The organism is Georgenia muralis, from assembly GCF_003814705.1.
Lineage (GTDB): Bacteria > Actinomycetota > Actinomycetes > Actinomycetales > Actinomycetaceae > Georgenia > Georgenia muralis.
Genome location: NZ_RKRA01000001.1, coordinates 3,084,862 through 3,105,332 on the forward strand (window position 1 = coordinate 3,084,862; position 20,471 = coordinate 3,105,332).

The following is a 20,471-nucleotide window of genomic DNA, read 5'->3' on the forward strand; positions in this document are numbered from 1 at the left end:
TTGTTGTCTTTGTCGCAGAAGCCACGGGCGATGCGGCGGTGTGGCTCGACGCCGGTTCGAGCGTTATCCGATGCCGCTGTAGGAGTGGAGGCTGTTGAAGACGAGGTTGACGAGGAAGTAGTTGGCCAGGATGGCGACGAACCCGGTGATGGAGAGGTAGGCGGCCCGGCGTCCTTCCCACCCGCGGGTGGCGCGGGCGTGCAGGTACGCGGCGTAGATGACCCAGATGACGAAGGACCACACCTCCTTGGCGTCCCAGCCCCAGGGGCGGCCCCAGGCGTACTCGGCCCAGATCGCGCCGGCGACGAGGGTGAAGGTCCACATCATGAAGCCGACTGCGTTGAGCCGGAAGGCGAGGCGTTCGAGCTCGGTCGAGGAGGGCGCGACGTCGAGCAGGTGCCCCCACAGACCGTGCGGCTTTGTCCGCGCTCGTTCCTGGGGCAGCGTGGTGGTCGCGGCCGCACCGTCCGGCCGAGGCGCCGGGAAGGGGGGTGGGTGCGGGGTGGCTGTACGGGACTGGCGCTGCTCGGCGCGTTCCTGGACGAGCTGGAGTGTCGAGAGGGTCGCGGCGATGGTGAAGACGCCGACGGCGAGGGTGGCGATGGAGACATGGATGATGAGCCAGTAGGTCTGCAGGGCCGGTTGGAGGCCGTCGGCGCGGACATAGAGCACGGAGACGGCGACGCCGAGCATGAGGAGTACGGGGCCGAGGACGAAGGTGCCGAGGAAGCGCATGTCCCGGCCGCGTTGCAGGGCGAGGAAGATGACCATCGCGACGAGGGAGGAGAGGATGGAGAACTCGTACATGTTCGCCCATGGCACGCGGGCGGCGGCGACGGACCGGGTGATGACACCGAGCAGGTGCAGGGCGAAGCCGAGCCAGGTGGTGGTCATCGCGATGCCGACCGCGCGACGGCGATCGCGGTGGGGGCCGCGGTCGCGCAGTCCGGAGAGGTCGATGGCGAACGCGGTGAAGCCGACGGTGTAGGCGGCCATCGCTCCGTAGATGAGTACGAGGCTGATCTGGCCCAGGGCGGTCTCGGGCATCAGTGTCCTTTCCGGGCTGGGTCGGCGTCGGTGGGTGCCGTTGTCGTTGGTCCGGTGGTGGCTCGGTCTGCGTCGTGCGTCTCCGTCGTCGTCCGGCGCGGCGGGTCGACGGGGGAACCGGCGCTCCGGAGCACGCGTGCGAGGTCGCGGGCGAGGCCGGGGTCGTCCCCGCGGGCCAGGGCCGCCCCGGAGACTACGGTACCCCCGCTGGGGGTGTCGGTGAGCTTGACCCACAGGCGTCGGCGGGGGACGAACAGGGAGGCGAACAGGCCGAGCAAGGCGAAGACGGAGGAGCCCAGCAGGTAGGGCAGGGTGGGGTCGTAGCGCAGGTCGAGGCCGACGAAGCGCGGGAGGGAGCCGAACGTCACGGTCCCGAGTCCCTCGGGCAGCTCCACGCTCTCACCCGGGGAGAGGAAGAGGGTCACCGGCCGTTGGCCCCCCTCGGCGGAGCCGGGGGAGCCGTCTGGGGCCTCTTCGTAGATCTGGCGCATGTCGGCGGTGTCCAGGACGTAGACGTTCTGGGGCACACCGTCGTCCAGGCCGAGATCACCGGCCCACAGGGTCAGGGCCATCAGTGGGGCGTTGGGCTCGGGGTGGGCGGAGTACACCCCCGAGCCGTCCTCAGCCATCATGGCGGTGGGCAGGAAGGCGCCGGTGAGCCCGAGCTGCTCGCCGACGCTGACGTCGGGCACCTTCACGACACCGCGGGAGGTGTAGACGGAGTCCTGGGGCAGGAACGGGACCGGCCCGGAGAAGGCGACCTGTCCCGCACCGTCGCGCACGGTGATGTCGGGGGCGAAGCCGTTGCCCATCAGGTAGAGGTTCGCCCCGCCGGCGTCCATCGGCTCGTTGACCTTGATGACCTCTCGGCGGGTCGATCCGTCCGGCTCGCTCACGCGCACGGTCGCGGCGAAGTCACGCGCGAGGGCATCGGGGGTGAACTCCGACGCGAAGTCCTCCAACGTGAACGTGAAGGGCGCGAGGGAGTCGGGGTCGAAGAAGGTGCCCGGTTCGAAGGTGTCGTAGTCGAGCACTGAGTTGGCGAAGGACTCCCCCTCCACGACGATGAACTGCCCGCGGTAGCTGTAGAGCTGGCCGGCCGCGAGAGAGAGGAGGATTCCGATGAGGGAGAGGTGGAAGACGAGGTTGCCGCTCTCGCGCAGATACCCCCGCTCGGCGGTGATGCCCTCGGTCGTGACCGCCGCGCGGTAACGCCCCTTCAGGGCGGCCATGAGGTTCGCCTCCACCGCCGGGCGGGACTCGGTGACCGCGAGCTCCTCCCGCACCGGGAACCGCTGGAAGCTGCGGGGCACCCGCGGCGGCCGCGCGCGCAGCGCCCGCCAGTGGACTCGGACGCGCGGCACGATGCACCCGATCAGCGAGATGAACAGCAACAGGTACACCGCGGCGAACCACGGCGAGCCGTACACGTCGAAGAGACCGACCCGCTCGAGCCAAGGAGCCAGGCGCGGGTAGGCGGTGAAGTACTCATCCACCCGTGCAGGGTTCTGCGGCCGCTGGGGAAACAACGACCCCGGCACTGCGACCACGGCCAGCAGCAGCAGCAGCAGGATCGCGACCCGCATGCTGGTCAGCTGACGCCACATCCACCGGAGCCAGCCGGTCACACCCAGCGCGGGCGACTGCGCCCGGCCCGTCCCCACCTCGGGGCCCTCTTCCCCCTGCCCAGCCTTGGAGCTCAGGTTCGTCGCATCGACCTCGGTGGTGGTCTTCATCGTTCTCACACCAGCGTCTCGAAGTTGGCGACCAGGCCCTGCAGGTATCCCGACAGCAGGCCCCACAGCCCGGTGACCATGGCCAGCCCGAGCGCGACGAGCAAGGCCCCGCCCAGACGTTGGACCCTCAGACGGTGTCGGCGCAGGAATCCCAGTACCCGGGTCGAGCGCGAGAACGCCATCGCCAGCACCACGAAGGGTACGCCGAGGCCGAGACTGTAGGCCAGGACGAGAACGGCCCCGCGTGCCGGGTCGGCTTCGCTGAAGGACAACGTCAGGACAGCGGCCAGGGTGGGGCCCATGCACGGTGCCCAGCCGAGCCCAAACACGACGCCGAGGAGGGGAGCCCCCCACACTCCCTGACGCGGACTCAGGTGCAGGCGGTAGTCACGTTGAAGGAAGGGCACGGCGCCCATGAAGGCCAGCCCCATGAGGATGACGAGTACGCCCATCGCGCGCACGATCGCGTCCATCCAGGGGGCGAGAACTATTCCTGCCCAGGCGAACACCACGCCGAGCAGCACGAAGACGGCGGTGAAGCCCGCCACGAAGAGCAGCACGCCGGTGAGCATCCGCCCGTTGCCGACCCATGATCGACGGTCACGTTCGGAATCTCCTTGAGCGCCGACCATGCCACCGAGGTAGCCGACATAACCGGGAAGCAGGGGGAGCACGCACGGGGAGGCGAAGGAGATGGCTCCGGCGACCGCGGCCACGGGCAGGGCGGCGAGCATCGGTCCGGTGAGCACGGTCGACTGAAAGAGGTTGGCGATCTGGTCCCAGTCCATAGGTCAGATCTCCTCGGCCAGGGCGTCGTCGATCAGGCCTCTGAGGATGGTCGGGTCGACCTGGCCCAGGATGCGGGCGGACACACGCCCCTGGCGGTCCATGACTACCGTCGTGGGCATCGCCTGGAGGGGGACGAGGCCTTCGAAGGCAGCCACCCCGCGGGCGTCGGCGTCGTTCAGGGACGGGTAGGGGACTTCGAAGGTGCGCTCGAACGCCTGCGCCGTTCCGACGTCGTCGCGGGGGTTCACGCCGAGCATCTCCACGCCGTCGGGGGAGTAGTCCTCGTAGATGGCCTTCAGATCTGGTGCCTCGGCACGGCACGGCGGACACGCGGCGTACCAGAAATTCACCACCACCACATCACCACGCCAGTCGGCCAGGTCCAGCTCGTCCCCGGCGTAGGTGGTGCCCACCAGGGAGATGGGCGCGGCGCGCTCCTCCGGGGCCCAGGTGGCGAAGGTGCCATCTCCGGCCACATAGCCACCGCCTGCGCTGTCGGAGGTGGTGACTGTCGAACCGCCAGGGGCGCAGGCGCTGAGCAGCAGGGCCAGGACCGCGGAGATGGCTACTGCGAGGTTTCGACGTGTGCGCAAGCGTGCCGGCCGGGGACGCCAGCGGTGGGACGGACTGCGGCTGACGACTGGGTTCACTGCAGACACTTCACAACTCTCGGTAACGGTCGACCCCGTGGGGCTTTGCCTGCCTGCCACGGGCGGGTACCACGACTCGGACCAGCGCCCCAACCACAGTGGCCGGACCGTGATTCGGTCCAGTGGCGAGTGCCACGGGCCGGACATGCCGAAGACGGGACCATCGTCTCTGGTAGAACCAAGAAACTCCAACGACCCCCCTCACGCGACCTAATCTTCAGTGAATCTTCATGAGCCCGAGCGGACCGAAATCGAGGGGCCAGACGCATACCCCGTCGGACTCTGAGGAGAGCTGGGCACCTGGGTTCTGGCATCCCCCTGCCCGTCACCGCGAGTCGGCAAGGTCCTACCACGCGCGGGAAGGTCCCACCATGCGAGGGCAACGCGTTCATCCCAGTACCGGTATCACGTCCTGCCGACTTTACCCGGATGTCCCGGCGTGCGTGGTCAACACCCACGAACGTGAGCCGTGAGCTCGGTGGCCGGGACCCGGTCCGCGCGTACCGGCCGGCGCCGGCCGCGGCCGTGGCCTCGATCAGCTCCCGCATCGCGACATGCACGCACTCACGGATGAGCCGGCACCTTACCGGTGCGGAGAACCGGACAAGGCAGACTCAGGCAAGGCCATCGGTGAGCTTCTCCTTTGGTGAGGAGTTGGCGGGACACATCGGGTGTCTCGCCGGTGGCTCACCGAAGCCGCGCCACAACCTCCATCCGCACCACTCGACGGGGCTCTGTCGGCCGGCCGAGTCGTCTCACAGGTGCGAGCCACGGGATTTCCGGGTCGACCTCACCGCGTCCCGCCTGCTTCCCTTATCGTGACACGCAGTGGGGCGTGAACCGTTGGTTTGAACCGTCGCCGCACGACGTCCACACAACGCCGACGAGCCCGGGAGACGCCCGATGTCCACTGAGAACGTCCGCCGCAACGTCGTCGATCCGGACGTCGGCCCGACACCGCGCGACTCGCCTCCGGCGGCCGCGGCGTGGCGATCGGCATCGGTCCGTCACGGCGTGCTCGCCGTCGCGACGCTGGTGCTCGTCTTCGCCTTCTGGCGCAGCAGAATGGAGTGGACGCCGGACATGAGGCTGTGGCGGGCCCTCGGTGATGCAGCGGTCGTCCTGCTCTTCGCCTCCCTGGCGATGGGGCCGGCGGCGCGGCTGTCGGCGGTCGCTGCTCGAGCGCTGTCCTGGCGGCGACAGGTCGGCGTGTGGGCAGCGCTAGCGGCGTTCGCGCACTCGCTGCTCACGATCGACGGCTGGGCGCGGTGGAGCGTGCGGCGGTTCCTGGGCTACGAGTTCGTCCCCGAGCTGGGGCGGGACGTCCGTCTGGAGCCCGGGTTCGGCCTGGCGAACCTGATCGGACTAGTTGCGGTTGGCTGGCTGCTGGTGCTGCTCGCGACGTCGTCCGACCGAGCCGTGCGCTGGCTGGGCCCACGTGGATGGAAGTGGCTGCACGGTGGGTCCCACGTCGTGTTCTACCTCGTCGTGCTGCACGCGGGATACTTCTTGTTCATGCACTACACCGCGTCCTTCCACCGTGCTGTCCCGGCCGAGAACTGGTTCCGGTTTCCCATGCTCGTGCTCGCCGCGATGGTGCTGGCCCTCAAGTGGGCGGCGTTCACTCGAACCATCCGTCGCAGCCGAGCCCGCGCGGCTGGCCCGGCCCGGATGGACAGGGGGAGGTGACCGTCACCCCGGTTCCGGTCGCGGCGCGGAGCCGGCTGTTGGATCGGCGGCGGCTCCTCGGCGTGGACGTGGCGCGCGGCATCGCCTTGATCGGCATGATGTCGGTCCATGTCATGCCGTCCCTCGCGCCGGACGGGGCGGTTACGTGGGCTTACCGGCTGTTCGCAGGGCGGGCCTCTGCCCTCTTTGCCGTGTTGGCAGGGTTGTCGCTGATCCTGGCCCTGAAGGGGGAGAAGGACGCGCCGCCGGAGTCTGGGGCGCGCCGAGGGATCCTTGGACGGGCTGCGGTTGTCGCTGCGGTGGGTCTGTTCCTCGGCTCTCTGGGCTCCGGTGTCGCGATCATCCTGGTGCACTACGCGGTGCTGTTCGCGATCGGAGCGTTGTTCATCGGTATGGGTGCCCGGCCACTCCTGCTGACGGCAACTGCGTGGATGGTGCTGAGCCCCGTCGTTGGCCATCTGCTGCGTCAGGACATGCCCGCCGGTCCGGGTGCGAGTCCGTCGCTGGCCTCCCTGGCCGACCCGGGACAGCTCGTTCTCACGATCCTCCTCACGGGCTACTACCCGGTGCTGCAGTGGACTGGGTACGTCCTCGTCGGGATGGCGTTGGGTCGCCTGCCGCTCCGGCGGACGGCAATAGGACTCTGGCTGCTGGTCATCGGCGTTTTGCTCGCCGTGGCTGCCAAACTTGTCTCGGCAGTGCTCCTCGGACCGGCGGGTGGCCTGGACCGGCTGACCGTGCCGCGATCGTCGGCGCTTGCCGGTCGTGAGCTCGGCACGATCCTTCAGACGGGAATGTACGGGACGACGCCGACCTCGTCGTGGTGGTGGCTTGCGGTGTCGACGCCGCACTCCGCCGTTCCCCTGGACCTGCTCCACACGACGGGGACGGCCCTGGCCGTGATCGGAGGCTGCCTCGTGCTCGTCACGGGCCTGCGCGCCCGGTGGCGGTGGCTCGTGCTTCCCGTCGCGGCCGCCGGGTCGATGACGCTGACCCTCTACACGCTGCACGTCACCAGCCTCGCGGTCATCCGCGGCGTGACCAGCGCGACGACAACGTCTCCGACGGCCCTCTGGGCGGTGAGCGTCATCGTTGCCGTCCTGCTGGCGCTGGCGTGGCAACTCACCGGTCGCCGAGGTCCGCTCGAGAACGTCGCGTCCGTCATGAGTGCCGCCGCGCGTGGGGGCGCGAGCGCTGGTTACCGCTCGTCCGCCCCGCCGCGCTGAGTTCCGCACGTCCACCACCTGGGCTGCGTGTCAAGCCGGGGTTCCGCGCAACCGGTCTGGTCCAGGCGCCTTGTCGGGGTAGGTGGCAGTGCGGCGGCGCCGAGTGCTCGGTATCACGAGTCGTTCGGGCGGCCGGTGCGGTTCACACCGGCACGGTGGAACTCCTGGCTGCCCGAACCGGCTCGTCGGACCGGGTCCCGCACAGGTTTGTGGCAGGAAGTGCAGGCTCAGACCTGGACGGCCGGCGAGTTTCTTCATCATCAATTGACCGGAGCGTGATCGGTCGTTTCTCCCGTGATGCCATGGTGGGACGCACCGGAGGTCGAGGGGGTGGACACGTGACGGCATCGGGCAAGGCATTTGAGGTGACCGTGGTCGAGGCGCCCGAGGAGCTCTGCGCCGACCTTCAGGCGCCATCGGCGTCTCTTGCTGGGCGCTTCCCGATCGTGGTCGTCGCAATGGAGCAATGCACTGATGAGGACCGGGCGGTCGTCGAGCCGCTCCGGCCGGCGACAGACCTCTCGGTCATGCTCGACGGCAGGTACGCGGACTTCACCGGCGAGTACGGGCTCCGACTCGAGAGGATCATCCTCACCGCACTGAGGACCGCCATGGCCGCCGGGCGGCCGTAGCCGCTCGGGGCGGCACCGACCGACGCCGCACGGTCGAAGGTCGGCCGGCGGAAGGCCGGCCCTCCCGGGTGAGGACCTGGCGACGGCGACGCGCTGTTGTTTGCCGCCGGAGAGCTGCGGGGCGACGGCGGCCGCCGGGACCGGGCGCGGCGGTCGGGCTGGCTCACCCGCTCGACTCGAGCCCCGGTTGTGGTGGGGTCCTCGACGGCGACGACCAGTGCCAGGGGGGCAGTGGTAGCCGGGGTCGGCCGTGGGGGGCGGCGTCCGTTCGGTGGTGTTGCCGCGGCCGGTCGGTGCTGCCGGAGGCTCCGCTTCCCACGCCGTGGCCGCCGTGGCGCATCGCGACCGTGGCGCCGAAGATGGCGAGGGGCAGGATCGTCCTGAGACGCCCGCCATCCACATCACCGCGGCCGCGACGGCGATACCGGCTCCACGACGCGGCGGGAGGGCTCTTGATCGACATCTCGGTCTTCTGCTTCCACCGCAACAGGGCGTCCGTCGGGGGTGGATGCCCGGATGCCTCCGTCCGCATGACGCATGCCCGGGGAGGACGGTCCTTTGGTCACGTCCGTCGGCCGTGGGTGGCCCGGAGCAACGATTCACCGAAGGTTCATCAGATGATGCACGCCTGTACCCCCGACGCGGGGGAGACTTCACCCACCCGAAGCCCCTACCCCCTCCGGGTATTCGAACCTGTGACGAGAGGACGACGACGATGCGAACGGTTGACCTCCAGCACCCCGGCGACGAGCTCGGCGCCCAACGCGCGGGACACCGTGTGAGGGGTGGCGCGGTCGGGGCCACCGGAGGAGGCGCTCTGGCCCTGATGACGGTGATGACGGCCCTGGCCGCGGCGCTCGCCCGGGGCCAGGTGGCCGCGTTGCGCCGACGGGACTGGCCCTCGACGGCCCCCCTGGCGGTGGATGTGACGGTGACCCCGTCCACGGGCGCCGGTGCCGGCGTCGTCGAGCTCGGGGCGTTCGGTGACTCGGCCATGGCGGGCGTCGGCGTCGACCGGCTCGACGACGTCCTGTCGGTACAGCTTGCCCAGCGGGTGGCCGACGCGACTGGGCGTGCCGTGCACGTGGTGGGCTACGCCCGTTCGGGTGCGCGGACCCTGGACGTGCTGACCCGGCAGGTCCCGGCGGTGCGCCGGACACCTGACGTATCGGTCCTGGTTGTCGGCACGAACGACGTCATCCACGCCACCTCACCGCTCGCGTTGACCCGCACTTGTGAGGCGATGCTCGACGCGCTCGAGACGATCGGTGCGCCCGTGGTGATGTCGAGCCTGCCGGAGTTCCGGGCCATGCGGGCGCTGCCGGGACCTGTGATGTCGGCGGCACGCGGGTACGGCAGCATGGTCGGGGCGGTCCAGCGCCGCGCAGCGGCCCCACGGCCGCGGGTGCGCCTGGTCGACGTCGTCGGTGCCGTGGGTGAGGAGTTCGTCGAGGACCCGGACATGATGAGCACCGACTCCTTCCACCCCTCCGCTGCCGGCTACGGCCGGATCGCCGACGCCCTGGCCCCTGCCGTCCTCGCCCACCTCCGAGCGGCCGAGCGCTGATGGCGCATGCCGCCGGCAGGCACGCGGAAGGTGTGCACGGGGGCGCCGGTACCAGTCCTGCGCTCAGGTGCCCGACCGTCCGGGGTCCCGCGGGGCGGTCCGCGCCAAGTAGGCGGCCAGCGCCGCGAGGCCCCCGGCTTCCGCGAGGACCATGAGTCCGCGCAGCGCGGACCACCGGTCAGGGGCGGTGAACACCGTCCGGCCCAGACCGTCCACGACAGCGGCTGCGACAACTCCGGCAACGATGCGGTTGCCCACCCGGTCGACCTGGTCGAGGACGGTACGCAGCTCCTCGGCGCGGCCCCGCCCCTCGACACTGCCCTGCTCGAGCGCCTCGACCAGGCCGCGCAGTGCACGGGGTACGCCGGCACCGGCCGATCGTAGGTCGTGGGTGAGCTCGGTGATCAGCCGGGTCAGGGCGTCGGCGGAGAATCGCTGGGAGACCAGGCGTTCTGCGTACGGCGCGAGGACGTCGACGAGCCGGAAGTCCGGGTCCAGCCGTTCGCCCAGCCCCTCGGCCATGATCAAGGTCTTGAACAGCAGAGCCAGGTCGGCGGGCATGCGTAGGTGGTGACGGCGGAGGGTCACCAGGAGGTCGTTGATCACGGCGGTGACCGGGAAGTCGGCGAGCGAGCGGCTGCTGAACGACTTCACCAGCCGTCCGACGTCCGCACGCAGAGCGGCTCGGTCGACGGTCCCGCCGGACAGGTTGAGGTGGAGGACTGCGTCGGTGGCCCCGTCGACGTCGGAGCTCATGACGGCAACGAGGAGGTCGCCCAGGTTCGCCCGGAGGGCGTCATCGATCTCGCCCACCATGCCGAAGTCGATGATCCCGAGCCGGCCGTCGACCTCGACGAAGAAGTTACCGGGGTGGGGGTCGGCGTGGAAGAAGCCGTCCTCGAAGACCATCTTGCACAGCACGCCCGCGGCCCGTCGGGCCAGGGCTGGTCGGTCGATCCCGGCAGCGACCAGGGCGTCGACGTCGTCGATCTTGACCCCCTCGATGCGCTCGAGCGTCAGGACCCGGGAGGTCGTCATCTCCCACAGCACGGCCGGGATGTGGACCGCGGGATCCGCTGCGAACGCGGCCGCGAACCGTTCGGCGTTGCGCCCCTCCCGGAGGTAGTCGAGCTCGTTGCGGAGCGTAGCGGCGAACTCCTGGGCGATCCCGACGACGTCGTGGTCACGGGCGACCTCCCAGTGGCGGTTCGCACGCACCGCGAGGTCCTGCAGAAGCTCCAGATCCTCGGTGACCACTGCCACCACGCCGGGCCGGCGGACCTTGACCACGACCCGCGCCCCCGCCACGGTGGCCGCGTGTGCCTGACCGATCGAGGCGCTGGCCAGGGGGTCGCGGTCGAGGGTGTCGAAGATGGTGACAGCGCCCAGCTCCTCGGTGATCGTCTCCAGCACCACGGCGACCGGCACCGGCGCGACGTCGTCCTGGAGCCGGGCTACCTCGGTGAGGTAGTCCGGTGGCAGCAGGTCCGCACGGGTGGACAGGATCTGCCCGATCTTGACGAACGTGGGGCCCAGCTCCTCGAGCGCGAGCCGGAGGTGCTCCGGCTGCGCGTACGTCCGGCCCCTTTGGTGGCCGGGTAGTCCCCGCCGGAACGGGAACCTGCCGGTCATCCCCATGGCGCCGACCGCGAAACCGAAGCCATGCACGGAGAGGATCTCCACGATCTCGCGGTAGCGCTGCGTCCTCGGGCTCATGTGTGCGACCCCGCGTTACCGGCCGAGCGTGATGGGGTAGCGGACCTCGAAGGTCCTACCGCCGTCGGTCGAGGTGTAGACGCCCGTGTCGGTGGCGACGTGGACGGTGGCGAGGTCCTCGGCCGTCAGGGCTGCGGCCGGTCCGTCCAGGGTGCCGCGCGGCTGCCAGGTGGTGCCCCCGTCGGGGCTGGTGAGCACCGTCCCATCGGGGTCGGTGCCGTACACCACACCGGGGTCCGGCCACGCCAGCGTGGCCAGGACCGGGGTTCCCGGCAGCGGTGTGAAGGACCGACCGCCGTCTTCGCTGCGCCGCAGCCCGCCGTCGGCGGCGACGGCCAGGAGGGTCCCGGTGTCGGCCGGGTTGGCTGCCAGGGCAGTCATCACCATCGTGGACCGCGCTTGCCACGTCTGCTGGTCAACGGTGACGAGCAGCCGGCCGGCGGTGCTGTCGTAGCCGTAGAGGAGGCCGCCCGCGGGCTGCAGGACGTGGAAGTCGCTCACGCCCTGCCGGGAGAGCGCCTCCCAGGTCTCCCCGGCGTCGCGGCTCTCGATGAGGCCGAGCATGTCCGGTTCATCCTCGCGCAGGTCCGGGTGGCCGCTGGCGAGGAACCGGTTGGGTCCGACCACGGTGAAGGCCATGGTGTCCTGCCATCGGTCGGCGACCCGCTCGGCCTTGCCCGAGGGGTCCTCAGGAAGGCGGAACAGGCCCGTGTGGCTCGCCGCGTACAGGACACCGTCGGCGGGGTCGACGCCGAGGCCGTGTACGTGCATGAGGACGTTGGCGAACTCGTCCGTCGGCTGCGCCTGCCCCGGCACCCCCCGCAGCACCAGCCACGTCGCGCCGCCGCCCAGCGCAAGGGCGATGGCTGCGACGGTAAGGGTCGCGTGCCGGACACGCCGCACGGGTCCTGCACCATCGGGCATGTCAGGCGGCGGTGTACGCCAGCGGGTCGGCGTCGAAGGTCTCGGCGCAGTGCCCGCAGCAGAAGTAGTAACGCTCGCCCTCGAAGTCGCGCACGAGCCCGCTCGCCTCGGCCCGCGAGCGCACCGTCGGGTTGCCCATCACCGCGCAGGTGACCACGTCGTCGCCGGGGCCGGCGACGACGTCGCCGTGGTGGCCGTGGTCGTGGCCCCCGTCGGAACAACAGCCGCCCCCACCGTTACCCCCGTGCTTGTGGTCGTGGTCGTGGTCCTCGTGGTTGTGATCCATCACGCTCCTCCTTCGGTCGTCGTGCCATCTCGTGACGAGGCTACCCCCGCGGGGTATGACGTCAGGCGCGCGGAAGCCCGAACGGGCCATGTCTTCAGCGAACCTTCACGAACTCTCGGCCGGCGCCGCCGTCAGGATCCAGCCGGTGTGGGCGGCCACTGGACCGCCGGCACGGGTGATCCGTCCGTCGTGGACTACCGAGACCTCATGCCGTGGTCGAGCTGGCGGGCGTCAGGTCGCCGGCTGCGGGTCTCACCGCGTCGACCTGCGCCACCGGTGGAGGTGGCTCTCCTCGTACACCCTGCCGGGCACGCACCGTTCATCGCCGTCCCTCATGTGAGTCCGGTGCTGCGACGCGGGTCCGGGCTCCAGCCCACGGTGGGCACTCCGACACCGTGGGGCTCAGGCGACGACCAGGGTCAGCCACGCCCCGGCGCCGACCCCGAGCACGAGGGAAGTCACGGCTGCCGTGTGAGCGGTGAGCAGCGGAAGACTTCGCCGCGCCCGGGTGGAGCTGGATGGGCTGCTGCGCCTCACGGCCGGGCCGAACCACCGCAGGTAGTAGAACAGGCTGGCGACAGTGTTGACCGCTGCCAGCACCACCAACCATCCCAGCGCCCCGTCGGCCGCGGCCGAGAACACGGCCAGCTTGGCCACGAAGACCGCGGTAGGCGGTGTTCCCACCAGGCCGAGGAGGACGACGACAAGACTCAGCACCAGACCGGGTTGGCCTCGGGAGGCCTCCGCCCACTGCGCCAGGGTCCGGGCCCGCGGCAGGGCGGCCGCCGCGGCGAAGGCCCCGATGTTGGTCACAGCGTAGCCCGCGAGGTAGATGGCGAGGGCTGGAAAGGCCAGGTCGGTGCGGGCCGCGACCGCCACCACCATGAAGAGGTACCCCACCTGGCTGACTGTGGAGTACCCGAGCAGCCGCAGCACTTCCTGCTGCTGGAACGCCGCGAGGTTGCCCAGCGTCATGCTGGCCGCTGCGATCACCGCGACCACCAGCGGGACGTCGAGCGCGATGCCGGAGAGGGGATCCCGGACCAACCGGAATGCCGCCACCGCTGCACCGATCTTAGGGATGGTGGTGAGAAACGCAGCGATGGCCGGGGTGGTCCCGGCGGTGACGTCGGGCACCCAGAAGTGCACCGGTACCACGCCCGCCTTGAAGCCCACGCCGGCCAGCAGCCCCACCACACCCACCGCGACCAGCGGGACCGGGGCGGCGGGCAGCGCGGCTGCGAGGTTCGCGTAGTCGGTGGCGCCTGCGGAGAGTATCAGCGCGGCCACACCGAGGAGCATGAGGACCCCCGCGAAGGCCCCCATGAGGTAGTACTTCAGCGTCGCCTCCACCCCGCGGTCGTCCTTGCGGAAGCCCGCCAGGGCATAGAGGGGCACGCTGGCCAGCAAGTACCCGGCGACCAGCATGAGCAGGTCCGACGCGGCCGCCAAGACCATCGCGCCGGTCGCGCCGAGGAGCATGAGGACGTAGGCCTCGGTCTGGCGCGGGTGCCCCCTCAGCGAGGACGAGGCGAGGACGATGACGGCGGCAGTGGCCAGCGTGATGGTCAACCGCGCCACGCCCGCCGCGTCGTCGACGGTCCACGTACCGCCGTACACCACCCGCCCGGAGCCCAGCGTCGAGGCTGACGCGACGGCGCTGCCCAGTGCGGCCAGGGCGGCCACCGCCCCGGCGCGCACCTGCCGAGACTGCGGCGTCCACAGGCCCAGAAGCAGGGCAGAGACGGCACCCAGGACCAGTATCAGCTCCGGGAGAAGGTCCAGCGGGCTGCCCGACATCCCCTCCATCCCGGTCACCGGGAGACGAGCGACACAAGGGCCGCAGCGGCCGGCTCGACGACGTCCAGCAGGAAGCGGGGCAGCAGGCCGACGGCAACGGAGAGCACCAGCAGGGGCAGGATCGCGGCTCCCTCCCGGCCGAACAGGTCCGGGAAGTCCGCCGGACGGGGCGGCCCACCACCCGGCCCGCTCGGTCCGACAGGCAGGTCCTGGTCCACCGGGTCGGTCGCGGGCCCAGCGTCACTCGCTGTGAGGTCCTGGTCCCGATCCGGTCGAGGCCTGTCGTCCGCGGTCTCCACGGGCGCGGTGTGAGTGTTGTGGTCCTCGGTGTGACCGCCGTGAGGTGAGGGGCCGGTGGGGTGATCCATGGCGCCGGCGGTGCTGTCACCGCTGGGGTGTCCGTCGTGGCCTCGGTGTTCAGCGGGGTGTCCGTCGTGGTGGGCGGCCCCCCCGCCGTGGGTCTGGTGTGCACCGTCATGGCCGCTGGTGCTGCTGTCGTCGCGGCCACCACTCAGGCGGGGACCGTCGGGGTGGCGGTGGCCACCGGCCGTGTGACCTGCATGCCCGACAGCGCCGATGGCAGCCGGCACCCCGGCTTCGTCCACACCGAACTCGTCCTCGCCGTCACCTCCGGCCTGACCGCTCTCGGGCGCGTTCAGCAGGGTTGGGCCCGTGAGCAGTCGCTGCACCGCAAGCAGGAAGAGCCCGGCGGTGACGAGGATGCCGGTCACGGCGATGACCCCCGCGACCGGGGCCGCCCGCAGCGTGCCGGTGAAGATCTGGAACTCGGCGATGAAGGAAGAGAACCCGGGCAGCCCCAGCGAGCCGAAGGCGGCCACGGCGAAAGCGGCGGCGAACAGCGGCGCCGGGCGCGCGAGGCCGCCCCATCGGCTGAAGTCATAGGTCCGGCCGCGCGTCCAGAGAACCCCGGCGAGCAGGAAGAGCGCCCCAGTGAGCAGCCCGTGGCTCACCATCTGCACCAGCGCCCCGACGGTGGCGATGGTGCGCGCCTGCTCGTCCGCCGCCACGAGGCCAGCCGCCCCCAGCCCGAGAATCACGTAGCCCATGTGGTTCACCGAGGTGTAGGCGATCATCCGCTTGGCGTCGCGCTGTGCCAGGGCCACGAAAGCCCCCCACAGCACGCTGATCACACCGATCACCACGGCGACCATGGCCCAGCGCTGCCACGCCCCCGGGAGCATCGGCATGGCGATCCGGACGAAGCCGTACGTGCCCAGCTTCAGGAGAACACCGGCGAGGATGGCCGAGCCGGCCGCCGGGGCGTCGGTGTGCGCGTCGGGCAACCAGGTGTGGAAGGGGAAGAGCGGCGTCTTCACCGCCAGGCCCAGACCGATCGCCAGCAGCACCAGCCCCCCGAGCAGCGGGGAGTCCTCCAGCGGTGGGTTCGCGGCGAGGCGGACCATGTCGAAGGTGCGTTCCTCCCCACCGAGGAACAACCCGATGAAGCCGACGAGCAGCGCGAGCGAGCCGACGAAGGTGTACAGGAAGAACTTCAGCGCGCTGCGCCGGTTGTTGCCGTGGCCCCACCCCGCGATGACGAAGTACATCCCCACGATCGACAGATCGAAGAAGACGAAGAAGAGGATGAGGTCCAGCGCCGCGAAGGTACCCAGGCTGGCGGTCTGGAGGAAGAGGAACAGTGCGGCGTAGCGGCGCGGGCGCCGGTCCTCACGCAGCGACCAGACCGCCGTCGCCAGGAACAGGACCGCGGTCAGGGCGATGAGTGGGAGGGACAGCCCGTCCACGCCCACGTGGTAGGACGCGTCGACGGTCGGGATCCACTGCACGTTCGTCTCGTACGCGATCCCGTCCACGATGCCGCGGGCGCCCGTCCCGGGGTCGAAGTTCACCCACATCCACACCACCAGGGCGAGGTCGACGGCGGCCGCCCCGACCCAGGCGCGCAACGCGGCGCGGTCCGACACCGGCAGCACCAGCAGGGCGCCGGCCACCAGGACCGGGAGCAGGACGACAACAGTCAGCATGGTCACCTCACCAGGAGCACAACAAGAAGGACACCCAGACCGAGCAGCGCTTGGGCGTAGTACTGGTGCAGCAGACCGGTCTGCGGTCGCCGCATGAATCCGCCGAGGCGTCTGACCTCCGCACCAAAGGCCATCACGGCTGCGTCGATGACGCGGCCGTCGACGGCGGCCATGGCATCGCCTCCCCGTCGCGTGCCGGCGGCGAGCGCTCCCACGGCACCATCGAGGATGGTGTCATCGGCGCGGCGCAGGACCGTAGCCATGCGCAGTGCCAGGGCGCCAGCCGCGTGCACGCCGCGGTCGATGACCTGCTCGTCCACGGTCGCGGCGCCCCGCGCGACCGCCAGCCACGGCCGGGGGCTCAGCAACGCCCGTAGCCCCGCCCACCCGGCGAGCCGGCCGTGCCGCAACGGCGCGAGCACGGGAGGCCGGGACACGACCACGGCAAGCGTCACCACGGCGATGGCACCGCTCACGGCGAGCTCACCCAGGCTCGGCGGGTGCGCGGTGTCCCCGACCGCGAGCGCGAGCCGCTCGGCGACCGCGGGGACGCCGAGCAGGGCGAGCGCCGGTGTCACCAGGGCAAACACCCACGCCACGACGGCGACCGAGACCGGGATCCGACCAGTCCCGTGCGGTTCACGGCCCGGTTCGGAGTCGCGCGCCCCGGGCGGGGCGGCCAGGACCACGGCGAGCACACGCCCGGCGTAGACGGCGGAGAGCGCCGCCGCGACCAGGGCCGTCAGCCGCAGCGGGCCCTCGGCCCCGGCCATGGCCCAGTCCTTGGTGACCCACAGGGACAACGGAGGGACCCCGGCCAGCGCGAGCGCGGTCACGGTCACGGCCGCGCCGACGCCGCGATGACGGCGGGCCGCTCCCCGCAGCTCGGAGAGCTTCTTGGTCCCCAGGGAGGTCAGCCACGCCCCGGCGATGACGAACAGCCCGGCCTTGACCGCGGCGTGGGCGAGGAGCTGGGCCGTGCCACCCGCCACGGAGCCGACCCCCGCCGCAAGCACGACAAAACCGATCTGCGCCGCGGTGCTCGCGGCGAGGAGCTGCTTGAGGTCCGTCTGGGCCGCGGCCACGAGGCCGAGCACGACGGCGGTCAGGGCCCCGATCCAGGCCGCCGCAGGCCCGGCCCATCCCTCGAGCAGCGGCTCCAGGCGCAGCAGCAGGTACCCGCCGGCCGCGACCATGGTCGCGGAGTGGAGAAGGGCGCTGACGGCACTGGGACCCTCCATCGCGGCAGAGAGCCACGCTGAGAACGGCAGCTGGGCGGACTTCCCCAGCGCCGCGAGGAGGACACCGGCGGCGGCCACGTCCCGCCACCCCCCGGGCACCGTCGCCAGGCTCGTCAGCTCCAGGGAGCCGGTCCCGGCGAGCGCCGCCCCGGCCGCGACGTACAGGCCCAGGTCACCCGCCCGGGTGGCGAGGAAGGCGGTGGTGCCGGCGGCCACCTTGCCGGCCTGGTACCAGTGGAACCCGATGAGCGCGTAGCTGGTCGCGCCCATGACCTCCCAGGCCAGCAGCAGCGTGGGCAGCGTCGTCGCGGTGACCGTGGCGAGCATCGCGGCGGTGAAGAGCAGGAGGTAGCCGAAGAAGCGTGCCCGGGCCGACGAGCGTGCCGTGTCGGCGACGGCGAAGACCATCACCGCCGCGGCGACGACGGCCACCCCCACCACCAGCACCGCCGAGAGGCCGTCGACGGCCAGCGCGAGCTCACCGCCGTCGACCAGACCCAGGAACGGAGCCGTGGCCCTCGGCCGGAGCGTCGCGACGACGACGGCCAGGGCGACGGTGACCGCGGCGGCCACGACGGCGACCGGGCCGGCCGACCGGTCCGCCCGGCGTCCGGCCAGGAGCAGGGCCAGCCCGGTGAGGGCGGGCAGCACCACCAGCGCGGCCAGGGCGGCGGGTGCGGTCTGGGCGGTCACCCGCGCAGCTCCGTCGCCATGTCCACCATGTCGATCTGTCTGGCCCGGTAGATCGCGATGGTCGCGGCGAAGCCCATGACCATCTCCACCGCCATGACCACCAGGGCCAGGACGACGAGCATCTGCCCGTCCGGGGCGTCTGGGGTCAGGAAGTACCAGGCGGAGGCGCCGGCGAGGAGGACGCCGTTGACCAGGAGCTCCAGGCCCATCATCACCATGACGATGGACTGCTGAGACAGGGCCCCGAAGGTCCCTACCCCCACCAGGGCGGCAGCCACGGTGAGCAGCATCTGGAGCACTAGCGTCTCGCTCATCGCGGCAACCCCCCGGGCACCGGGTCCTGCGGCCGGCGGCGGCTCAGGTCCGGGCCGAACCGGTCGTAGCGGCCCCGCCCGGTGGCCAGCACGGTCCCGGCGATGATGGTGGCGAACAAGCTGACGCCCACGACGATCATGACGAGCATGTACTCGCCCATCACGGCCTGGCCGATCTGCACGGTGGCGTCCGCCGGGGCGTTGCCGCGGCGGGTCGGCCAGTCGGCCAGCCACACCCCGGCGGTCAGGGCGGCGAACACCGCTGCCCCGGCGACTGCCGAGCCCTTCGCGTTGTGCACCATGGTCATGGGCATCAGCCCCGCCGGGTTCATCATGAACATGATCATGAACACCGCCATGACCGCCATCTCCATGGTCATCATCAGCGCGGTCACGAGCGCCAGGTAGTGCAGGCCGAGGACGAGCATGATGACGGCGACGGCGAGGAAGGAGCCCAGAAGGGCGAAGGTGGCCCGGGCCATGGAGTCCACCACGAAGACGAAGACGCCCAGGATGACGGCGACCACCCCCAGCGTCAGCGCTGCGACGGGAAGAATCTCACTCATCGGCATCGGTTCTGCCTTCCTGCTCGGCTGTCGGTCCCTGCCCGCGGCGGCCGGTGCGACCTTCGGTGTTCGGGAACCGGTCCGCTCCGCGCGTGCTCCTCGGTCCGGCCCTCACGGGTAGAACCCGTTCACCGCAAGGACGGCCACCACCAGCGCCTGGAGCAGCGTCAGCGGCACGAGAACCATCCACGCCACCTCGACGAACCGGTCCGGCCGGACCAACGGCAGCCGTCGGCCGGTGACGACGACGAGCACGACCACCGCTGCCGTCTTGAGCAGGAACCAGGCCGGGCCGGGCAGGACCGGGCCGGTGTGCCCGCCGAGGAAGAGGGTCGTCGCCATGGCGGCGGTGGCACCGAGGAAGACCGCCCGGCCGGCCTCGACGAACAGGCGGTCGGGCCCGGAGAGCTCGGCGAGCACCCCGCCTGCGATGTCGGACCCGGCCGGCGCGGCGAACGGACCCCAGAACGCGAAAGCGGCACCGCTGGCGAGGAACACGGCGAAGGCGAGCGGCATGGAGACGATGAACCACAGGTCGGCCTGCGCGGCGACGATGTCGGTGGTGCGCAGCGAGCGGGCCGCAACGGCGGTGGTGATGAGGGTGAACATCAGGGGCAGCTCGTACGCCAGCCCCTGGGCCAGGAACCGGTACCCGCCGACAAGGGGGTGAACGGCGTTGGGGGCCCACCCGACGAGCCACACGGCCGCCCACAGCAGCGCCTCGGCCGCGTTGAACCACACGAGGTCCGCGCTGGTGGAGACCAGGCTCCGCCCGGCCAGGGGGATCACCGCCACCGACAGCAGTGCGAGCACCAACACCGCACCAGCACCGATCCGGCCGAGCAGTCGGTCGGGCGCAACAGTGGTGCGTCGCTGCTCGATCAGGGCACGGAGGGCCGACCGCACGGGATCCACCCCAGCGCCTAGCCGCCCACCGCTGAGGACCACACGGTCCACGGCCGCCACCAGCAACCCCAGGGCCAGGCCGACCGCAACGACCAGAACGACGGCGGGAACCGTGCCGAAGGAGTCTGCCAGTGTGAGGGACTCAGGCATGGCCATGCCCGCCGCCCGCCGGAACAGGAGCGCGTCGCAGCTCTACGCTGGCCACCGCCAGCCGGGCCGCGGCAAGCTCCATCCCCTCAAGGGCAGCGGCGAGCTCCTCCAGACTGACGGCGTGGACGGGTGCACCGTGCTCAGCCGCGTCGCACCACCGGCGCACCCGCCCCAGCACATCCCCGTCTCCCAGCGCGGGCGCGATACCGCGGACCGACCACGCCAGCGCCCGGGAGCGGCTCACCTTTCGGGTGAGGCGGTTCACCAGCTTCACTGCCTCCGCCTGATCGGGCGACGAGCGCCGAGCGTCGCGAGCCTCGCGCGCCTCCCGCGCCGCGGCAGGCCACCCCGCCACGATCAGGAAGCCGCTCAGCGCGTCAAGCGCGCAGACGGCCGGATCGCTCACCCCGTCCTGGGGTGGAGGCGCGTCCGCCCAGCTCAGGTCGACGTCACTGAGCACGTCCCCCTGCATGGCGCCTCGTAGCACGAGGCCGGTGGGCCAGCCGGGCAGCACCGGTCCGAGTCGGACAGTC

The 20,471-nt window shown here is 71.2% G+C and carries 18 protein-coding genes and 1 pseudogene; 4 read left to right on the top strand and 15 right to left on the bottom strand.

Annotated features, from left to right (window positions below; translation table 11 throughout):
• Nucleotides 1–63: 63 nt before the first annotated feature.
• The 5 genes and pseudogenes from ccsB to EDD32_RS20130 all read right to left on the bottom strand — a co-directional run.
• Nucleotides 64–1,047, bottom strand: coding sequence for a c-type cytochrome biogenesis protein CcsB (gene ccsB / locus EDD32_RS13850; RefSeq protein ID WP_123918371.1), 984 nt, complete (start codon nt 1,045–1,047; stop codon nt 64–66).
• A complete protein-coding gene (gene resB, locus EDD32_RS13855) occupies nt 1,047–2,783 on the bottom strand; it encodes a cytochrome c biogenesis protein ResB (protein ID WP_123918373.1) in 1,737 nt (578 codons plus the stop codon). Before resB ends, ccsB begins: the two co-directional genes overlap by 1 nt.
• A gap of 5 nt (nt 2,784–2,788) precedes the next feature.
• Nucleotides 2,789–3,571, bottom strand: a complete 783-nt coding sequence (locus EDD32_RS13860) for a cytochrome c biogenesis CcdA family protein (RefSeq protein ID WP_123918375.1) — start codon at nt 3,569–3,571, stop codon at nt 2,789–2,791.
• Between the two features lie 3 nt (nt 3,572–3,574).
• Nucleotides 3,575–4,048 (bottom strand): TlpA family protein disulfide reductase, encoded by a 474-nt coding sequence (locus tag EDD32_RS19565; protein WP_246006142.1) that lies wholly within the window; start codon nt 4,046–4,048, stop codon nt 3,575–3,577.
• 607 nt (nt 4,049–4,655) lie between these two features.
• Nucleotides 4,656–4,794, bottom strand: a pseudogene (locus EDD32_RS20130) (IS256 family transposase); the annotation flags it as partial.
• A 331-nt stretch (nt 4,795–5,125) separates the two neighbouring features.
• On the opposite strand from EDD32_RS20130, the gene EDD32_RS13870 reads away from it, so the two are divergent.
• From EDD32_RS13870 to EDD32_RS13885, 4 genes are all read left to right on the top strand, one after another.
• On the top strand, nt 5,126–5,911 hold the full coding sequence (locus EDD32_RS13870) for a cytochrome b family protein (RefSeq protein WP_123918379.1): 786 nt from the start codon (nt 5,126–5,128) through the stop codon (nt 5,909–5,911).
• On the top strand, nt 5,908–7,137 hold the full coding sequence (locus EDD32_RS13875) for a heparan-alpha-glucosaminide N-acetyltransferase domain-containing protein (protein ID WP_170175303.1): 1,230 nt from the start codon (nt 5,908–5,910) through the stop codon (nt 7,135–7,137). Before EDD32_RS13870 ends, EDD32_RS13875 begins: the two co-directional genes overlap by 4 nt.
• 365 nt (nt 7,138–7,502) lie before the next feature.
• The gene (locus EDD32_RS13880; RefSeq protein ID WP_123918383.1) at nt 7,503–7,769 is read left to right on the top strand and encodes a hypothetical protein; all 267 of its coding nucleotides are present in this window, start codon (nt 7,503–7,505) and stop codon (nt 7,767–7,769) included.
• A gap of 826 nt (nt 7,770–8,595) precedes the next feature.
• Nucleotides 8,596–9,336 (top strand): SGNH/GDSL hydrolase family protein, encoded by a 741-nt coding sequence (locus tag EDD32_RS13885; RefSeq protein ID WP_123918385.1) that lies wholly within the window; start codon nt 8,596–8,598, stop codon nt 9,334–9,336.
• A gap of 63 nt (nt 9,337–9,399) precedes the next feature.
• Here EDD32_RS13885 and EDD32_RS13890 read toward each other — a convergent pair whose 3' ends face one another.
• The 10 genes from EDD32_RS13890 to EDD32_RS13935 form a co-directional block, all read right to left on the bottom strand.
• Nucleotides 9,400–11,052: an ABC1 kinase family protein gene (locus EDD32_RS13890; protein WP_123918387.1), complete on the bottom strand. Its 1,653-nt coding sequence runs from the start codon at nt 11,050–11,052 to the stop codon at nt 9,400–9,402.
• A gap of 15 nt (nt 11,053–11,067) precedes the next feature.
• Nucleotides 11,068–11,955, bottom strand: a complete 888-nt coding sequence (locus EDD32_RS13895; protein WP_123918389.1) for a F510_1955 family glycosylhydrolase — start codon at nt 11,953–11,955, stop codon at nt 11,068–11,070.
• A gap of 22 nt (nt 11,956–11,977) precedes the next feature.
• Nucleotides 11,978–12,262, bottom strand: a complete 285-nt coding sequence (locus tag EDD32_RS19570) for a YHS domain-containing protein (protein WP_123918391.1) — start codon at nt 12,260–12,262, stop codon at nt 11,978–11,980.
• Between the two features lie 402 nt (nt 12,263–12,664).
• A complete protein-coding gene (locus EDD32_RS13905) occupies nt 12,665–14,071 on the bottom strand; it encodes an NADH-quinone oxidoreductase subunit N (protein ID WP_123920554.1) in 1,407 nt (468 codons plus the stop codon).
• A gap of 5 nt (nt 14,072–14,076) precedes the next feature.
• The gene (locus EDD32_RS13910) at nt 14,077–16,068 is read right to left on the bottom strand and encodes an NADH-quinone oxidoreductase subunit M (RefSeq protein ID WP_246006301.1); all 1,992 of its coding nucleotides are present in this window, start codon (nt 16,066–16,068) and stop codon (nt 14,077–14,079) included.
• Nucleotides 16,069–16,070: 2 nt separating this feature from the next.
• Entirely contained in the window at nt 16,071–18,002 is a 1,932-nt protein-coding gene (locus EDD32_RS13915; protein WP_211338829.1) for a proton-conducting transporter transmembrane domain-containing protein, read from the bottom strand.
• Nucleotides 17,999–18,316, bottom strand: coding sequence for an NADH-quinone oxidoreductase subunit NuoK (locus EDD32_RS13920; protein ID WP_123918393.1), 318 nt, complete (start codon nt 18,314–18,316; stop codon nt 17,999–18,001). Before EDD32_RS13920 ends, EDD32_RS13915 begins: the two co-directional genes overlap by 4 nt.
• On the bottom strand, nt 18,313–18,882 hold the full coding sequence (locus tag EDD32_RS13925) for an NADH-quinone oxidoreductase subunit J (protein WP_123918395.1): 570 nt from the start codon (nt 18,880–18,882) through the stop codon (nt 18,313–18,315). Before EDD32_RS13925 ends, EDD32_RS13920 begins: the two co-directional genes overlap by 4 nt.
• A 111-nt stretch (nt 18,883–18,993) precedes the next feature.
• Nucleotides 18,994–19,938, bottom strand: a complete 945-nt coding sequence (locus EDD32_RS13930; protein ID WP_123918397.1) for a complex I subunit 1 family protein — start codon at nt 19,936–19,938, stop codon at nt 18,994–18,996.
• Nucleotides 19,931–20,410, bottom strand: a complete 480-nt coding sequence (locus tag EDD32_RS13935) for a hypothetical protein (protein ID WP_123918399.1) — start codon at nt 20,408–20,410, stop codon at nt 19,931–19,933. Before EDD32_RS13935 ends, EDD32_RS13930 begins: the two co-directional genes overlap by 8 nt.
• Nucleotides 20,411–20,471 lie beyond the last annotated feature (61 nt).